A 14090-nucleotide genomic window follows, 5' to 3' on the forward strand; every position below is an offset into this window, starting at 1 on the left:
CCCGATGACACCCGATATAAAAACCGCCCGCATCTATCACGATCACACCCATGCCCCTGCCCATGCGCAGGTTTCGCTGGACTATGACGGCCGGTTCCTGCGCCGCAAGATGCTGGCCACCGATGATGGTGAGGCGTTTCTGGTCGATCTGGCGCAGACGCTGTCGCTGGATCACGGCGGCGTTCTTGTTCTGGAGGATGGGCGCGAGATCGAAGTGGTCGCTGCGCCCGAAGATCTGCTGGAAGTCAGCGGCGACAACCTGCTGCGCCTGGCCTGGCATATCGGCAACCGCCACACGCCCTGTCAGATCGAACCGGGCCGTTTGCTGATCCAGCGCGATCATGTGATCCGGGACATGCTGGACAAGTTGGGTGCCACCACGCGCGAGGTTGTGGAACCCTTCACTCCGGAAGGCGGGGCTTACGGGCACGGCAGGACCCATGGCCACGCCCACTGACGCCGATATCCTGACGCTGAACCAGTGGCTGTCACCCGCCTATCCGGTGGGCGGGTTCACCTATTCGCACGGGCTGGAATGGGCCATCGATAGCGGGGCCGTGACGGATGCCAACAGCGCGGGCGCGTGGATTTCGGATGTGCTGAACCATGGCTCGGGCCGGAATGACGCTTTGTTTCTTGTGGCGGCTTATAATGCCAACTCGAAGAAGGAACTGACCGAGATCGACGCAACCGCACGCGCCTTCTGCGCCTCGTCCGAGCGGTTGATGGAAACGCAGCTTTTGGGTGAGGCCTTCTGTGGTGTCACAGCACAGGTTTGGGAGGTGGATCTGGCCGGCCTGACCTATCCGGTTGCGGTCGGACGTGCCGCGCGTCTGCATGGTTTGCCTCTGCTCCTGACGACACAGATGTTCGTGCAATCCTTCATGTCGAACCTTGTGGCATGTGCCACGCGGTTGGTTCCCCTTGGCCAGACCGAGGCGCAACGGCTGATCCGAGACCTGACACCGCTATGCTCCAGACTGGCGACCGAAGCGCAGGATCAAGGGCTCGAGGCGCTTAGCTCGACCGCGTTTCTGTCCGATATCGCGTCAATGAAACATGAAACCCAATATTCAAGGATGTTCCGAACATGACCCAGATGAATGGCCCTTTGCGGGTCGGAATCGGCGGCCCGGTTGGGGCTGGAAAGACAACGCTGACAGCCGCCTTGTCCGAGGCGTTGCGCGATACGCATTCGGTTGGTGTGATCACCAATGACATATATACTCAGGAGGACGCCGAGGCCCTGATGCGGATGCAAATCCTGCCGCAGGACCGGATTATCGGCGTGGAAACAGGCGGTTGCCCCCACACTGCGATCCGCGAGGATGCTTCGATCAATCTGGCGGCAGTGGCCGAGATGCAAACGCGCCACCCGGATGTTGAACTTGTGCTGATCGAAAGCGGAGGCGACAACCTGTCGGCGACCTTCAGCCCTGAACTGGCGGATGTGACACTTTACGTGATCGACGTGGCGGCGGGTGAGGAGATCCCGCGCAAAGGTGGGCCAGCGATCACGAAATCGGACGTTCTGATCATCAACAAAACCGATCTGGCCCCGCATGTGGGCGCGTCGCTTGAGGTAATGGAACGCGACGCGACCAGAATGCGCAATGGCCGCCCGTTTGTGTTCTCGTCATTGCGGCAAAGGGAAGGAATTGGTGCGATCGTAGAACTTCTGACCTCGATCGGCGGGCTCAGGGCACCGGACGCGGCGTGATGGTCTGGCCGTCGTGCTGACAGCGGGCCTGCAATAACTCTACCGCCAGATCAAAGGGCGCGACGTTGCTTTCCGCGCGGGCTGTCAAATGCGCGCCTTCCAGCAAGGCAAGGGTCGCGCGGGCCTCGGCCGGGGGGCGGCCCAGATTGCGAATACTGTTGTCCGTCTGCGCAAGCTCGAAAATGCCCGTCAGACGGGCCACCATCATGGCGCGGAAGTCGTTGATTTTCTGGATGACTTCGTCTGACAGGCTTTCACGACTGCTGATCAGCGCGACACACAGGCAGAGCGTTTTGCCATCGTTCAACGCATCCCGATACAACGCGATAACGGACAGCAGACGTTGCGCGGCGGTGGGGCAGGTTTCGTCGATCCGGTCGCATTCGCCTTGCAAGGTTGCGTGATAGCGGTCCATCAAGGCCACCGAGAGGGCGGCTTTGGTCGGAAAGTGATAGTGGATCGACGCCTTGCGGATACCGACCGCAACGGCCAGATCGGCATAGCTGAACCCATCGAAACCGCGCGCGCGGGCGGCGTGTTCGGCGACATCCAGAAGGGCGGTTTTGGTGTCTGGTCTCATAGTGTCTCAAACCTTTTCCTGCAAAAGCCGCGCGGCAACATGGTCCGCCGCTTCCAATGCGCCTTCCAGATAGCCGCCAAACTGCGGGGCCACTTCGGTTCCGGCAAAGATCAGACGGTTGTCCCAAATTCGGTCCAGCGTGCGGGGCAGGCCATAGGAGGGGTGGCTGAACAGCGGGTGTTGATCCTCTTCCACGGCGGTAAACGGGTCGGCGGACCAGTCTTTGATTTGCACATCCAACGGCTGCGCGGCCTCAGCCCCGAACAAGCGGGTCAGTTGTTCCGTTATCATCTGGCGCAGGCGCTGTTGATCTGTGCGCGCCTGCGGCGGCGTTCCAATGAAGCCGAACACCGCATAAGGGCCGGTTTCAGCGGGCGAGGCATCGTGGACCTCGACCATCGGGCCCCGGCGGCTCATGGCATCACCCGACAGCCCGGCCTTGCGCCAAAACGGCGTGTCATAGATCGCAAGGGCCTTGGCTTGACCGGCCATCCACGTGGGGGCGGCTGCCATTGCATTTGTGGCGGCTTCTGGCAGGGCTGGCGTGAAAGACATGCGCATCGCGACCCGAGGGGGCAGGGCCAGAACAACATGCCTCGCGCGGAAGGTCAGACCGTTCCGGCTGGTGGCGATCACACCATCATCGGTGCGCTGCAATGCCTGGATTGGGGTCGCGAGATATATGCGGTCGGGATCAACCTGCTTCGCCAAGCCATCGATCAGGGCGCCAAACCCTCGGTCCACCCGCAAAGACCCCTGCATCGACGAAAACCCGTGCCCGCGCAGGACGCGGCCCTGCTCGTCCTCATAGGTCAACTCGCCCGCGGAATACTGTTCGAACGCGGCCAACCCCAACCGCGCGATCAGCGCTGCGATCCGGGGCTGCCCCGGCCAGAACCACGCGGGGCCAAGATCAAACCCCGCGCTGCCGTTGTGGTGGGTCAGGATACGACCCCCCAGACGGTCGCGCCCCTCGACCAGTACAAAATCCTGCCCTTGCCGCGCCAGTTGCGCGGCAAGGCTGAGACCTGACAAACCTGCGCCGATGATCAGTGTCTGGGTGTCCAGCGTAAGGTTGCGCCTCACGGTCTCGGCCCCCGATCACACTGCAGGAGGTTGGGCAAAGGGCAAATGCCCGGTTTTCATCCAGACCTTCGCGCCGTCTGGCCCAGCAACCGCCGACAGGGTTTCACCTTCGGGCAAACGCAACCAGGCGTTTTTGGCCAATTGGTCCCCACCCGCTGTGATTTGTCCATCGATCACCAGGATCTCGTGCCCGCCGCTGGCGTCCGAGATCAATTCAGCGCCCGGATCAAGACGACTATATGTGACAACTTCGCGCGCGTCCTCATGCAGGGTTGCGGTTGCCACACCGTTGACGGGCGTTCCAAGCTCATCCGCCATGGTTTTGCGAAACTGCGTGCGGTCATCCATATCGAATTGCCAGAGTTTGACGAAGATCGTGCAGCCGGGGGCAGAGCCGGGCGTGTGGGATGAGGTCGGCGGGTTGCGCACATAGGTCCCTGCCGGGAAGTCGCCATGTTCATCCTGAAACACGCCGTCCAGCACGATGAATTCCTCTCCGCCCGTATGGGTATGGGCCGAGAACGAACTGCCGGGGGCGTAGCGCACGATTGTCGTGGCACGTGCCACTTCTCCGCCTATCCGGTCCAGCATACGGCGATCAACGCCTTTCATCGGCGAAGGCTGCCAGTCCAATCGATCAGAATGAACGACAACGCGGGCAGAGAAATCTGAGTTCAGTTCCATAACGGTTTTCCCTTTTTTGGACGGACCACGGCTGTGGGATATGTTTGAGATAAACTATCTACTACTAGGTAGGGAAATTTCAAGTATCAGTTCCAAATACTCACTTCCGACTTCAAAAACCTGTGGGATTGATCTCAGATCACCCGTGCGCGAGGGCTGCCGCCAGATGATCGATCAAAGCCCGAATGCGGGCCGTCAGGTGCCGGTTGGGCGGGTAGGTGGCATAGAGGCCCAAGACTGCGGTCTCCTGCGCCTCAAGGATAAGCTGCAACCGCCCGTCCGCCAGAAAGGGCCGGGCAGTATAAAGTGGGACGCGACCGATACCCAGCCCGTCCGCCGCCATATTGGCCACTGCGCGCGGGGAATTGGCGCGGAAATTTCCGGATACCGGCACCATGATGTCCCCGTCCGGCCCTTTGAACGCCCAGCTGTCGATCACATTGCCGGTCGTTTGCAGCAGGCAATTATGCTCTGACAGATCCTCGGGCACATCCGGCGCGCCGAACCGGGCCAGATAATCGGGCGCGGCGCAGCAGACGATCCGCATATCTGTCAGTTTGCGCGCGACCAGGGTTGAATCCTTCAGCCCACCGAAACGGATGGCCAGGTCAAAGCCTTCATCCACCAATGAGACGTGGTGATCGGACAGGTGCAGCTCGATCACGACATTCGGATGTGCGTCCTGAAACGGTTTCAGAAGATGGACCAGTTCCGCCGACCCATAGCCGGTCGGGGCCGTGATACGGATGCGGCCTGCCAGCTCGGTCTGGCGTTGCTGCACCAGCCCCTCCAGCTCCTCAAACTGTTCCAACAAAGGCAGGCACCGTTCGAAATAGGCTTTGCCGGTGTCGGTCAGGGTCACGCTGCGGGTGGTGCGGTGGAACAGTTGCGCGTTCAGGCGCTGTTCCAGCTGGCCGACATATTTGCTGGCCAGTTTGGTGCTGATCCCAACCTGCCGCGCACCGTCGGTGAACGAGTTGTGGCTGGCCACGGCCACAAAGGTGCGCATTCCGATGATCGTGTCCATTGTCTACAAGACGTTCATAGTCAATCACCAATTGAATATATTATAGTTAAGATGCGGGCAAGTTAGCTTGGGGTTCAGTGACAATCGCCAAGAAGGAACTGCCTTATGTCCCAGACCCTCCGCATTCACAGCTTTCCGCTTTCGGGCCACGCGCACCGGGCCGTTTTGTTCGCAAATCTCGCGGGCCTGCCACATCAGGTGATTGATGTGGACCTTCCCGGCGGGGCGCATAAACAAGATGACTTTCTGGCCATGAACCCGGCAGGGCAGGTGCCTGTTCTTGAAGATGGTGAGGTGATCATCTGCGACAGCAACGCGATCCTTGTATATCTGGCGCGCAAATATGCGCCTGACTACCTGCCCAATGATCCCGTGCTTGAGGCCGAGGTGCAGAAGTTCCTGACCCTCGCCGCAGGTGAGATCGCCTTTGGCCCCGCAGCGGCCCGGTTGATCAACGTGTTCAACGCACCGTTGGATAAGGCGTTCACCCACGCAACGGCGGCCAAGGTTCTGGGCAAGCTGAACGCGCATTTGCAAGGGCGCGACTGGCTGGTGGGCGACCGCTCGACCATCGCCGACGTGGCGATCTACAGCTATACCGCCCATGCGCCCGAGGGTGACGTCTCGCTAGAGCCCTACCCGAATGTCCGCCGCCTTCTGGCGAATATCGAGGCGCTGGACGGCTTTGTCCCGATGCCCAAGACCGCAGCCGGTCTGAACGCCGCCTGAGGCGGATCGGATCCATGACAAAACCGGTCGTGCGATGCCACGGCCGGGCCCTCAAACCCATGCGAGGCCCCCGATGAATGTCCCCGGACAAACCGCCGAATCCCCGTTTCACCGTGGCGAACGCGAGATGCAGACACGTATTGGCAAGCGCGAGCGGATGGAGAAAATCGGCCGCACCGTCATACGCCCCTACATGCCGGATCAGCATCGTGAGTTTTTCGGCAAACTGCCCTTTGTCGTGCTGGGCAGCGTTGATCCGCAGGGCTGGCCCTGGGCCTCGATCCTGTCGGGGCGGCCCGGGTTTCTGTCCACGCCAACCGAAACTTTGCTGGACTTTCAGGCCCAACCGCATCCGGATGATCCGCTGAAAGCGGCCCTTGAAACCGCAGCACCGATTGGGGTGGTCGGGGTCGAGTTGTCGACCCGGCGGCGCAATCGGATGAATGCGACGGTGCAAGAGGTGTCGGAAACCGGCTTTTCGCTGGACGTGCTGCAATCCTTCGGGAATTGTCCGAAATACATTCAGACCCATGATGTTGAGTTTATCCGCGACCCCGCACCCGAGGGGGCACAGATCAAAAGCGAACGGTTTGAAACTCTGGACACGGCGGCGCGCGAGTTCATCGCCTCAGCCAACTCGCTCTACGTGGCCAGTTACGCTGACACCGAAGGTGAGCGCAGCGTTGACGTCTCGCATCGCGGCGGGCGGTCGGGGTTTGTGAAAGTGCAAGGCAACAGCCTTGTTGTGCCCGATTTCCTTGGAAACAACTTCTTCAATACGTTGGGGAATTTCCTTGTTACGCCGCGCGCGGGGCTGTTGTTCCCGGATTACCAAAACGGCGATCTGCTGATGCTGACCGGAACGGTCGAGGTGCTGGACGCGCACCACCCCGACATCGCCGGGTTCCAAGGGGCCGAACGGGGCTGGCGGTTTGATATGGTTCAAGGCCTTCGGCTTAGTGACGCCTTGCCCTTCCGGGGCAGCCTGACCGAGTTCTCGCCCAACAGCCTGAATACCGGCGACTGGAAAACGGTGACGCCGCAATAGTGGGACCCGGCCCGTGCGACGGCATTTGACCGCTGATTTGTCGCAAATGTGCTAGTATCGCCGGGCAAACCACGGGACAAACAGGTATGAACCGCGTGTGTATCCATAACCCTCTGGATCGTCGGGCCACGGGCTGCGACCTCGTTGCGATGTGTCAGTAATCGCCTTTTTGGGCATTTGACTGGCAGGATTGCAAACGAGGACGGACCACCACATGACACACGCGCTGCGATTGGCCATCGACATTGGCGGCACGTTTACCGACACGGTTCTGGTTGAAGGCGAAGACAGGATTCTGGCCTCGACCAAAACCCTGACCACCCATCAAAACCCGGCGGATGGCGCGATGGAGGGCGCGCGGCGGGTCATGGCCGCAACCGGGCGGTCCCTGTCGCAAGTGACGGGGTTCATCCATGGCACCACGCTGGCCACCAACGCTCTGATCGAACGGCGCGGGGCCGTGGTGGCGACGATCTGCACCGAAGGGTTCCGCGACATCCTCGATATCGGGTATGAGCGGCGCTATTCCCAATACGATATCAATCTGGAAAAACCCGATCTTCTGGTCCCGCGCGAGCGGTCCTTTGTGATCCGCGAACGTATATCCGCCGAGGGTGCTGTGCTGATCCCGCTGGACGAGGCGCAGATCGATAACCTTCTAGCTGAACTTGACGCAAGTGGGGCCGGGGCAGTGGCGATCTGCCTGATGCATGCCTATGCCAACCCCGCGCATGAGCGGCGATTGCGTGATTTTCTGACCCGGCACCGCCCCGGCCTGACCGTCTCGATCTCATCCGATGTCAGCCCCGAAGCGCGGGAATTTGACCGGCTCTGCACCACAGTGGCGAACGCCTATATCCAGCCTCTGATGCAAAGCTATCTGGCCCGGTTCGTAGATCAGTTCGAGGCCGAAGGCGTAACATGCCCGATCCTGATGATGAGCGCAGGGGGCGGCATGTGCACGGTCGAAACTGCGGCCCGTTTTCCGATCCGTCTGGTCGAATCCGGCCCGGCGGGTGGGGCCATTCTGGCGGCACGTATCGCGGCGCGGGCGGGTCTGGATCAGGTGCTGTCCTTCGATGTAGGGGGCACCACCGCCAAGTTGTGCCTGATTGATGGTGCCCGCCCCCAGAACTCGCGCGCGTTTGAGATCGCCCGGGCGGCGCGGTTCATCAAAGGCTCGGGCATGCCGGTGCGTATTCCGGTGATCGAGATGATCGAGATTGGCGCGGGTGGCGGCTCGATTGCCGGGGTGGATCGTCTGGGACGCTTGACCGTCGGGCCACAATCTGCAGGGTCCGAGCCGGGGCCGGTTGCGTTCATGCGCGGCGGCACCGAACCCACCGTGACCGACAGCGACATCACGCTGGGTTACATCGTCCCGGACACCTTTGCCGAAGGACATATCCGGCTGGACCCCGAAGGATCCAAAGCGGCGCTGGCCCGCGTGGTTGGTGAACGGCTGCAACTTGACGCCGTGGGCGCGGCAGATGGCGTCAGTCGGATTGTGGATGAAAGCATGGCCAGCGCGGGGCGGATGCATGCGGTGGAATCGGGCAAGGATCTGGGCCCGCGCACGATGATCGCCTTTGGCGGCAATGGTCCGTTGCATGCCAGCCGTGTCGCGCGCTCTGCTGGCGTGTCGCGCATCGTGATCCCACCCAATCCGGGTGTTGGGTCGGCGGTGGGCTTCCTGTTCGCGCCGGTTTCGTTTGAGATCGTCCGCTCGCGCTATTCGCTGCTGGACAGCATGGATTTGGACGGGGTGAATGCCTTGTTCGATACAATGATTGCCGAGGCGGAAGAGGTCGTGGCCCAAGGGGCGGGTGATGCGCAAACCCAGACCCTGCGCACCGCGTTTATGCGCTATAACGGGCAGGGGCATGAGATCGAAATCCCCCTGCCGGATCGTGCGCTGACGCCCGAAGACATTGCCCCGCTGACCGCAGCATTCGAAGAAGAATACCGCAAGCAATTTTCACGCCCCGTGCCGGGGAGGCAGATCGAGATATTGAACTGGGCCGTGCGGGTAGCGACGCTGGACAACATGGTTGCACGGGTGCTCAATGCGCCCGAACGCAATGTGTTCACCGCAACCGAGACGCGCCCGATCACCTGCGATGTGGATGGAACTGTGAAAAACGCCGCTTTCATTGCCCGTGCCGATTTGAAACCCGGCGATCACGTTTCAGGTCCGGCGTTGATCCATGAACCGCAGACCACCACGCTCGTATCTGCCGATTTCTCGGCCCATATGGATGCAATTGGCAATTTGGTTCTGATCCAGGACCAGAAAGGAGGCGCATGATGAGCTCCGACCTTTCCCCGGCCCGCCTGCAAGTGATGTGGAACCGCCTATTGGCAGTAGTTGAGGAACAGGGCCAGACCCTCATCCGCGCCGCCTTTTCCCCCATCGTGAGGGAATGCGGCGATATCTCTGCCGGGATATTCGACGTCGATGGCCGTATGCTGGCGCAGGCCGTGACCGGAACCCCCGGACATATCAACACCATGGCCGAAGCCGTCCTGCATCTGCGCCAACGCTTTGCCGTTCAGGACATGAAGCCCGGTGACATCTACATGACCAATGACCCGTGGCTGGCCTCGGGTCATTTGAACGACTTCCTGCTGATGATGCCCGCGTTCAAGGATGGCAGGGTGGTTGGGTTTACCTCCTGCACCTCGCATCTGGTGGATCTGGGGGGCTTGGGCATGGGGCCGGAAGGCTCGGATATCTATGACGAGGGGCTGCTGATCCCGCCCTGCAAACTGGTCGAAGAAGGCACGCCAAACGCGCTGCTGATGGACATCATCCGTGCCAATTCGCGCGAGCCGATCGCCAATGAGGGCGACATCTACGCCCTGATCGCCTGTTGTGAGGCCGGAGTGAACCGGCTGGTGGCGATGATGGATGAGTTCGGGATCGACGATCTGGACCGTTTGGGCAGCTATATCATCGATACCTCGCGCAACGGCGCGCTGGAGGCCATCGCCGAGGTGCCTGAAGGCGTCTACAAGAACGTGCTGCGCATGGACGGGTACGAGACTGAGCTGGAGCTACACGCCACGCTGACCGTTGCCAAGGACGGGATGCATGTGGATTTCACCGGCACGTCGGGTTGTTCAAGAAAAGGCATCAATGTGCCGCTGAACTATGCGACGGCCTATACCGTTTTCGCCCTGCGCTGCATTGTCGGGCCGGACATTCCCAACAATGCGGGCTCGCTGGAACCGTTCACGGTGGGCGGCCCCAAGGGCTGTATCCTGAACGCGCAGCGCCCGGTTCCGGTGGCGATGCGTCACACGCTGGGGCAGGTGACACCCGATCTGGTGCTGGGCTGCCTGCATCAGGCACTGCCTGACAAGGTTCCGGCCGAGGGTGCCTCGTGCATGTTCGACTTGCCCATGCGCCACGCGCCCGAGGTTGCGGCCAATGGCGGGCGCGAGTTTGCCATTGAACCCGTGCACAATGGTGGCACTGGCGCGCGGCCTCATGCGGATGGGCTGTCGGCCACGGCTTACCCGTCAGGCGTCTTTGGCTCTCAGGTCGAAATTACCGAAAGCGTGGCCCCGGTGATCATGTGGCGGCGCGAGTTGCTGCCGGATTCGGGCGGTGCGGGCAAATATCGCGGCGGGCTGGGGCAGAGGATCGAGATGACCTCGTCCAACGACGCGCCGTTCATCGTGTTCCTGTCGGTCGAGCGGCTGAAATTCCCCGCCTTGGGCCGAATGGGCGGGCAGCCCGGCGCGCCGGGGCGGATCCGGTTTCGGGACGGCGTCAGCGACATCCCCGGCAAGGGCGAGTTGCGGGTCGAAGGCGGGGACTACCTGATCTTCGACACGCCCGGCGGTGGCGGGTTTGGCGATCCGGCAGATCGGGACCCGGATGCGCTGGCGCTGGATCTGAGGCGCGGGTTGGTGACGCCCGAAGGGGCCAAGGCCTATGGGGGCAAACCATGATCCGGGCGGTCGATCACATCCGTTCCATGGCCGCCTATGCGCTGGCCGATCTTGGGCATGCGGGCACCGTTTCGCTGGCACAGAACGAAAGCGCCTTTCCAGCCAGCCCAAAGGCGATTGCGGCGGGGCAGGCGGCGCTGGACCAGATGCCGCTCTACCCGGACCCGGACTGGCCCGAGTTGCGCGCGGCGATTGCCGAGGTCCACAAGCTTGACCCCAACACGGTCCTGTGCGGTGCAGGGTCGATGGAACTGATCGGCTGTCTGATCCGCACCTTTGCAGGGTCGGGGGACCGGGTGCTGGGTACGGATTACGGCTATGCCTATGTGGCGTCGGCCACAGCGCAGGTGCAGGCGGATTACGTGCAAGCGCGTGAGGTCGATCTGACCGTTTCGGTCGATGATATTCTGGCCGCCGTCACGCCCCAAACGAGGATCGTTTTTGTCTGCAATCCGGGAAATCCGACGGGGACGCTGATCCCTAATGCCGAGATCATCCGTCTTCGTGACGACTTGCCCAAGGATGTGCTGCTGGTTGTCGATCAGGCTTATGCGGAATTTGCGGATGATGGCCAGAACCCGGCCGAGGTTTTTGATTTGATCGAACGTGGAGACACTGTCGTCATGCGCACCTTCTCCAAGGCCTATGGGCTGGCGGGTGCGCGTGTGGGGTGGGGCGTGTTCCCGCCCGCGATTGCGGCTGAGATGCGGAAAGTGCTGAACCCGAACAATGTGTCGATCCCGTCGCAAGCCATGGCAACTTCGGCGATCCGGGATCAGGCGCATATGCGGGAAACGGTGAACCAAACGGCTGCGATCCGGGATCGCTTTGCCGAAGGGTGCCGGGCGCTGGGTCTGTCGGTTCCGCCCAGCCATACCAACTTTGTGCTGATCCGGTTCGCAGATTTTGAAACCGCCCGGAAAGCCGATCAGGCTCTGCGGGCCGAAGGCTTGCTGATGCGCGGTATGGGCGGATACGGCTTAGCTGATTGCCTGCGGGCCACGATCTGCCGGGAAGCGATCATGGATCGCTGTCTGGCCGGGCTGCGAAAGGTGACGTCATGACCCATGAAACCCGCAGGCGCGCGAAAATCGGCGTTTTGGTGCCTTTCACCAACACCAACCTCGAAGCGGATATGATGCTGATGCGCTGCCCGGATACGACGGTGCATTTTCAGCGCATGGGTGGCTATGACGTGGATGAGATTCCGGGCTCGGACCAGATGGCCGGGCTGGGGGCCTCGGATATCAGCCATGATCTGCGGATGATCGCGGGCGTCCGGCCCGATGTGGTTCTGTACGGCTGCACCTCGGCCACGCTGACCCATGGCCCCGGCTTTGACGCGCAACTGGCACAGGATATCAAGGCCGCCTCGGGTGCGATCACCTTTACCGCCGCCGGTGCGTTGGTGCAGGCGATCAAGGCGCTGGGTGTGTCGAATGTGGGTTTCTCTTCGCCCTATCTGGGCGAGATCAACACGCAGGCCATGGGTTTTCTGGCTCAGAACGGGATCGAGACGGTGCACTGCGCAGACATAGGGCGCGAACTGGGCAATTACGGTCAGGGAGAGCTGACGCCAGAGGAGGTTTTTGACCTTGCCTGCCGGGCCGACGATCCCAAGGCCGAAGCCATTGTCCTGAGTTGCACCGATATGCGCGCGGTCGAGGCGGTTGAGCGGATCGAGGATGCGCTTGGCAAACCGGTCGTGACCTCGAACCAGGCGATGATGTTTGCGTTGGTCCAGCAGCTTGGGCTGCCACCACATGCCGGGCTTCCGGGTCGGCTGTTCGACCGATTGTAAGGAAGGTTCTGATTTGTCGACATTCGGATGCCAGCTAAACCCTTTGTGCAGAAGGATTGCCGTGAGATGACCCTATGGATCAACCCCTTGCCGCCATCGCTGACATTGACGATGGTTTCCTTTGAGATACGGATCCCACACGGGCGCAGGCCATCGCGGCCCCGACACTTGGACGCAGTGACAGGAAGTACAACATGATCAAAGACAACCCCGGTCTGATCGCGGCGATCCGCGATCGTTTTGCCCATGTGGATAGCTGCCCGTTTCAGGGCGAGCGTGTTTTCTTTGAAAACGCAGGCGGCGCGCTGACGCTGAAGAAGGTGGCCGAGACCTCGGCTTTCTATGCGGCGATCCCGGACAATCCGGGGCGGATCAATCCGGCGGGGCAGGGCACCCAAAATGTGATCAACAAGGCCAAGGCCGATCTGGGCGTGTTCATGAACGCCTCATCCGGCCAGTTCTTTGCCGGGGAAAGCGGGACTGAGTTGCTGTTCCGGCTGATCCGCACGGCCTGTCTGGTTGCGCCGAAAGGGGCGAAGGTGATCGGGTCCTCAATCGAACACCCGGCGACCCGCAGTGCTGCGCGTCGCTGGGCTGGGATTGCCGGGCTGGACTACGTGAACGTGCAGCATGACGACGAAACCGGGCTGGTCACGGCTGAGGATTATGCCGCGCGGATGACTCCGGACGTGGCGGTGGCGACAATCCTGCATGCCTCACCCGTGACGGGGATGGGCATGGATGTGGCCGCGATCTCAGCCGCGATCCGGGCTGTCTCACCCGACTGTCTGATCATCGTTGATGGTATTCAGCACGCGGCACACGGGCAGTTGGATCTGGATGCCTACAACGTCGATGGCTATGCGATCTCACCTTACAAAGTGTTCTCGCGCCACGGCTATGGCATCGCATGGATTTCCGACAAGCTGAGCGCGCTGCCCCATGACATGCTGATCGATGCGCCGGCAACAGGGTGGGAGTTCGGAACCCGCGACACCGGGTCCTACGCCACCATGTCCGACGTGATCGACTATTTCATCTGGCTGGGCGGCGAGGTGTCCGACGAAACCGATCCGCGCAAACGGATCGAGGCTGCGGGTCGCGCCATTCACGGCTACGAGACGCATCTGACGAACGCGATGATCAACGGGGTCGGAAACCTGCCGGGGCTGCGGGATATGGACCACATTCGCATTCTGGCCGGGGCGGACAACGCTGCGCGTGAGGGGTTGGTGTCGATTGTGGTCGATGGCATCCCGTCGGAACAGGTGGTCGAAACGCTCAATCAGCAGGGTATCCGCACCCATACCCGCAAGGCAGATCATTACTCGGGCAATGTGCTGACGCCGCTGGGGCTGTCGGATTGCATCCGCATTTCGCTGTGCCACTACAATACCGAGCAAGAGGTTGCGCAGTTGCTGACTGCCCTGAAAGACATGACCGCCTGAACAAAAA

Annotated in this window: 14 protein-coding genes; 10 read left to right on the top strand and 4 right to left on the bottom strand. The window is 61.4% G+C overall.

What is annotated here, in order from left to right; all coding sequences use genetic code 11:
* Window positions 1-4 precede the first annotated feature (4 nt).
* The 3 genes from ureE to ureG are packed head-to-tail and all read left to right on the top strand — an operon-like array spanning window position 5 to window position 1720.
* On the top strand, window positions 5-457 hold the full coding sequence (gene ureE, locus ACR0KX_RS12240) for an urease accessory protein UreE (protein ID WP_170453979.1): 453 nt from the start codon (window positions 5-7) through the stop codon (window positions 455-457).
* Window positions 441-1094: an urease accessory protein UreF gene (locus ACR0KX_RS12245; protein ID WP_170622265.1), complete on the top strand. Its 654-nt coding sequence runs from the start codon at window positions 441-443 to the stop codon at window positions 1092-1094. The genes ureE and ACR0KX_RS12245 overlap by 17 nt, the downstream gene beginning before the upstream one ends.
* Entirely contained in the window at window positions 1091-1720 is a 630-nt protein-coding gene (ureG, locus tag ACR0KX_RS12250) for an urease accessory protein UreG (protein WP_170453975.1), read from the top strand. The genes ACR0KX_RS12245 and ureG overlap by 4 nt, the downstream gene beginning before the upstream one ends.
* Here the strand turns inward: ureG and ACR0KX_RS12255 are convergent.
* From ACR0KX_RS12255 to ACR0KX_RS12270, 4 genes are all read right to left on the bottom strand, one after another.
* Entirely contained in the window at window positions 1698-2300 is a 603-nt protein-coding gene (locus ACR0KX_RS12255; RefSeq protein ID WP_170453973.1) for a TetR/AcrR family transcriptional regulator, read from the bottom strand. The two genes, ureG and ACR0KX_RS12255, sit on opposite strands and share 23 nt — an antisense overlap.
* A gap of 6 nt (window positions 2301-2306) precedes the next feature.
* The gene (locus ACR0KX_RS12260; protein WP_480626618.1) at window positions 2307-3386 is read right to left on the bottom strand and encodes a flavin monoamine oxidase family protein; all 1080 of its coding nucleotides are present in this window, start codon (window positions 3384-3386) and stop codon (window positions 2307-2309) included.
* A 15-nt stretch (window positions 3387-3401) separates the two neighbouring features.
* Window positions 3402-4070: a cupin domain-containing protein gene (locus ACR0KX_RS12265; RefSeq protein ID WP_170453971.1), complete on the bottom strand. Its 669-nt coding sequence runs from the start codon at window positions 4068-4070 to the stop codon at window positions 3402-3404.
* Between the two features lie 139 nt (window positions 4071-4209).
* Complete coding sequence (locus tag ACR0KX_RS12270) at window positions 4210-5097, bottom strand: LysR family transcriptional regulator (RefSeq protein ID WP_170524658.1); 888 nt, start codon at window positions 5095-5097, stop codon at window positions 4210-4212.
* Between the two features lie 105 nt (window positions 5098-5202).
* On the opposite strand from ACR0KX_RS12270, the gene ACR0KX_RS12275 reads away from it, so the two are divergent.
* The 7 genes from ACR0KX_RS12275 (at window position 5203) to ACR0KX_RS12305 (ending at window position 14083) form a co-directional block, all read left to right on the top strand.
* On the top strand, window positions 5203-5826 hold the full coding sequence (locus ACR0KX_RS12275) for a glutathione S-transferase (protein ID WP_170622264.1): 624 nt from the start codon (window positions 5203-5205) through the stop codon (window positions 5824-5826).
* 127 nt (window positions 5827-5953) lie between these two features.
* On the top strand, window positions 5954-6874 hold the full coding sequence (locus tag ACR0KX_RS12280) for a pyridoxamine 5'-phosphate oxidase family protein (protein ID WP_480708463.1): 921 nt from the start codon (window positions 5954-5956) through the stop codon (window positions 6872-6874).
* Between the two features lie 214 nt (window positions 6875-7088).
* Entirely contained in the window at window positions 7089-9182 is a 2094-nt protein-coding gene (locus tag ACR0KX_RS12285; RefSeq protein ID WP_170622262.1) for a hydantoinase/oxoprolinase family protein, read from the top strand.
* Entirely contained in the window at window positions 9182-10834 is a 1653-nt protein-coding gene (locus tag ACR0KX_RS12290) for a hydantoinase B/oxoprolinase family protein (RefSeq protein ID WP_480708464.1), read from the top strand. Before ACR0KX_RS12285 ends, ACR0KX_RS12290 begins: the two co-directional genes overlap by 1 nt.
* Window positions 10831-11898 (top strand): aminotransferase class I/II-fold pyridoxal phosphate-dependent enzyme, encoded by a 1068-nt coding sequence (locus tag ACR0KX_RS12295; RefSeq protein WP_170622260.1) that lies wholly within the window; start codon window positions 10831-10833, stop codon window positions 11896-11898. The genes ACR0KX_RS12290 and ACR0KX_RS12295 overlap by 4 nt, the downstream gene beginning before the upstream one ends.
* Window positions 11895-12635 (top strand): aspartate racemase/maleate isomerase family protein, encoded by a 741-nt coding sequence (locus ACR0KX_RS12300; protein ID WP_170622259.1) that lies wholly within the window; start codon window positions 11895-11897, stop codon window positions 12633-12635. The genes ACR0KX_RS12295 and ACR0KX_RS12300 overlap by 4 nt, the downstream gene beginning before the upstream one ends.
* 194 nt (window positions 12636-12829) lie before the next feature.
* On the top strand, window positions 12830-14083 hold the full coding sequence (locus ACR0KX_RS12305) for an aminotransferase class V-fold PLP-dependent enzyme (RefSeq protein WP_170622258.1): 1254 nt from the start codon (window positions 12830-12832) through the stop codon (window positions 14081-14083).
* The last annotated feature ends 7 nt before the right edge of the window (window positions 14084-14090 follow it).

The sequence above is a fragment of the Ruegeria sp. BG5 genome, assembly GCF_056538425.1.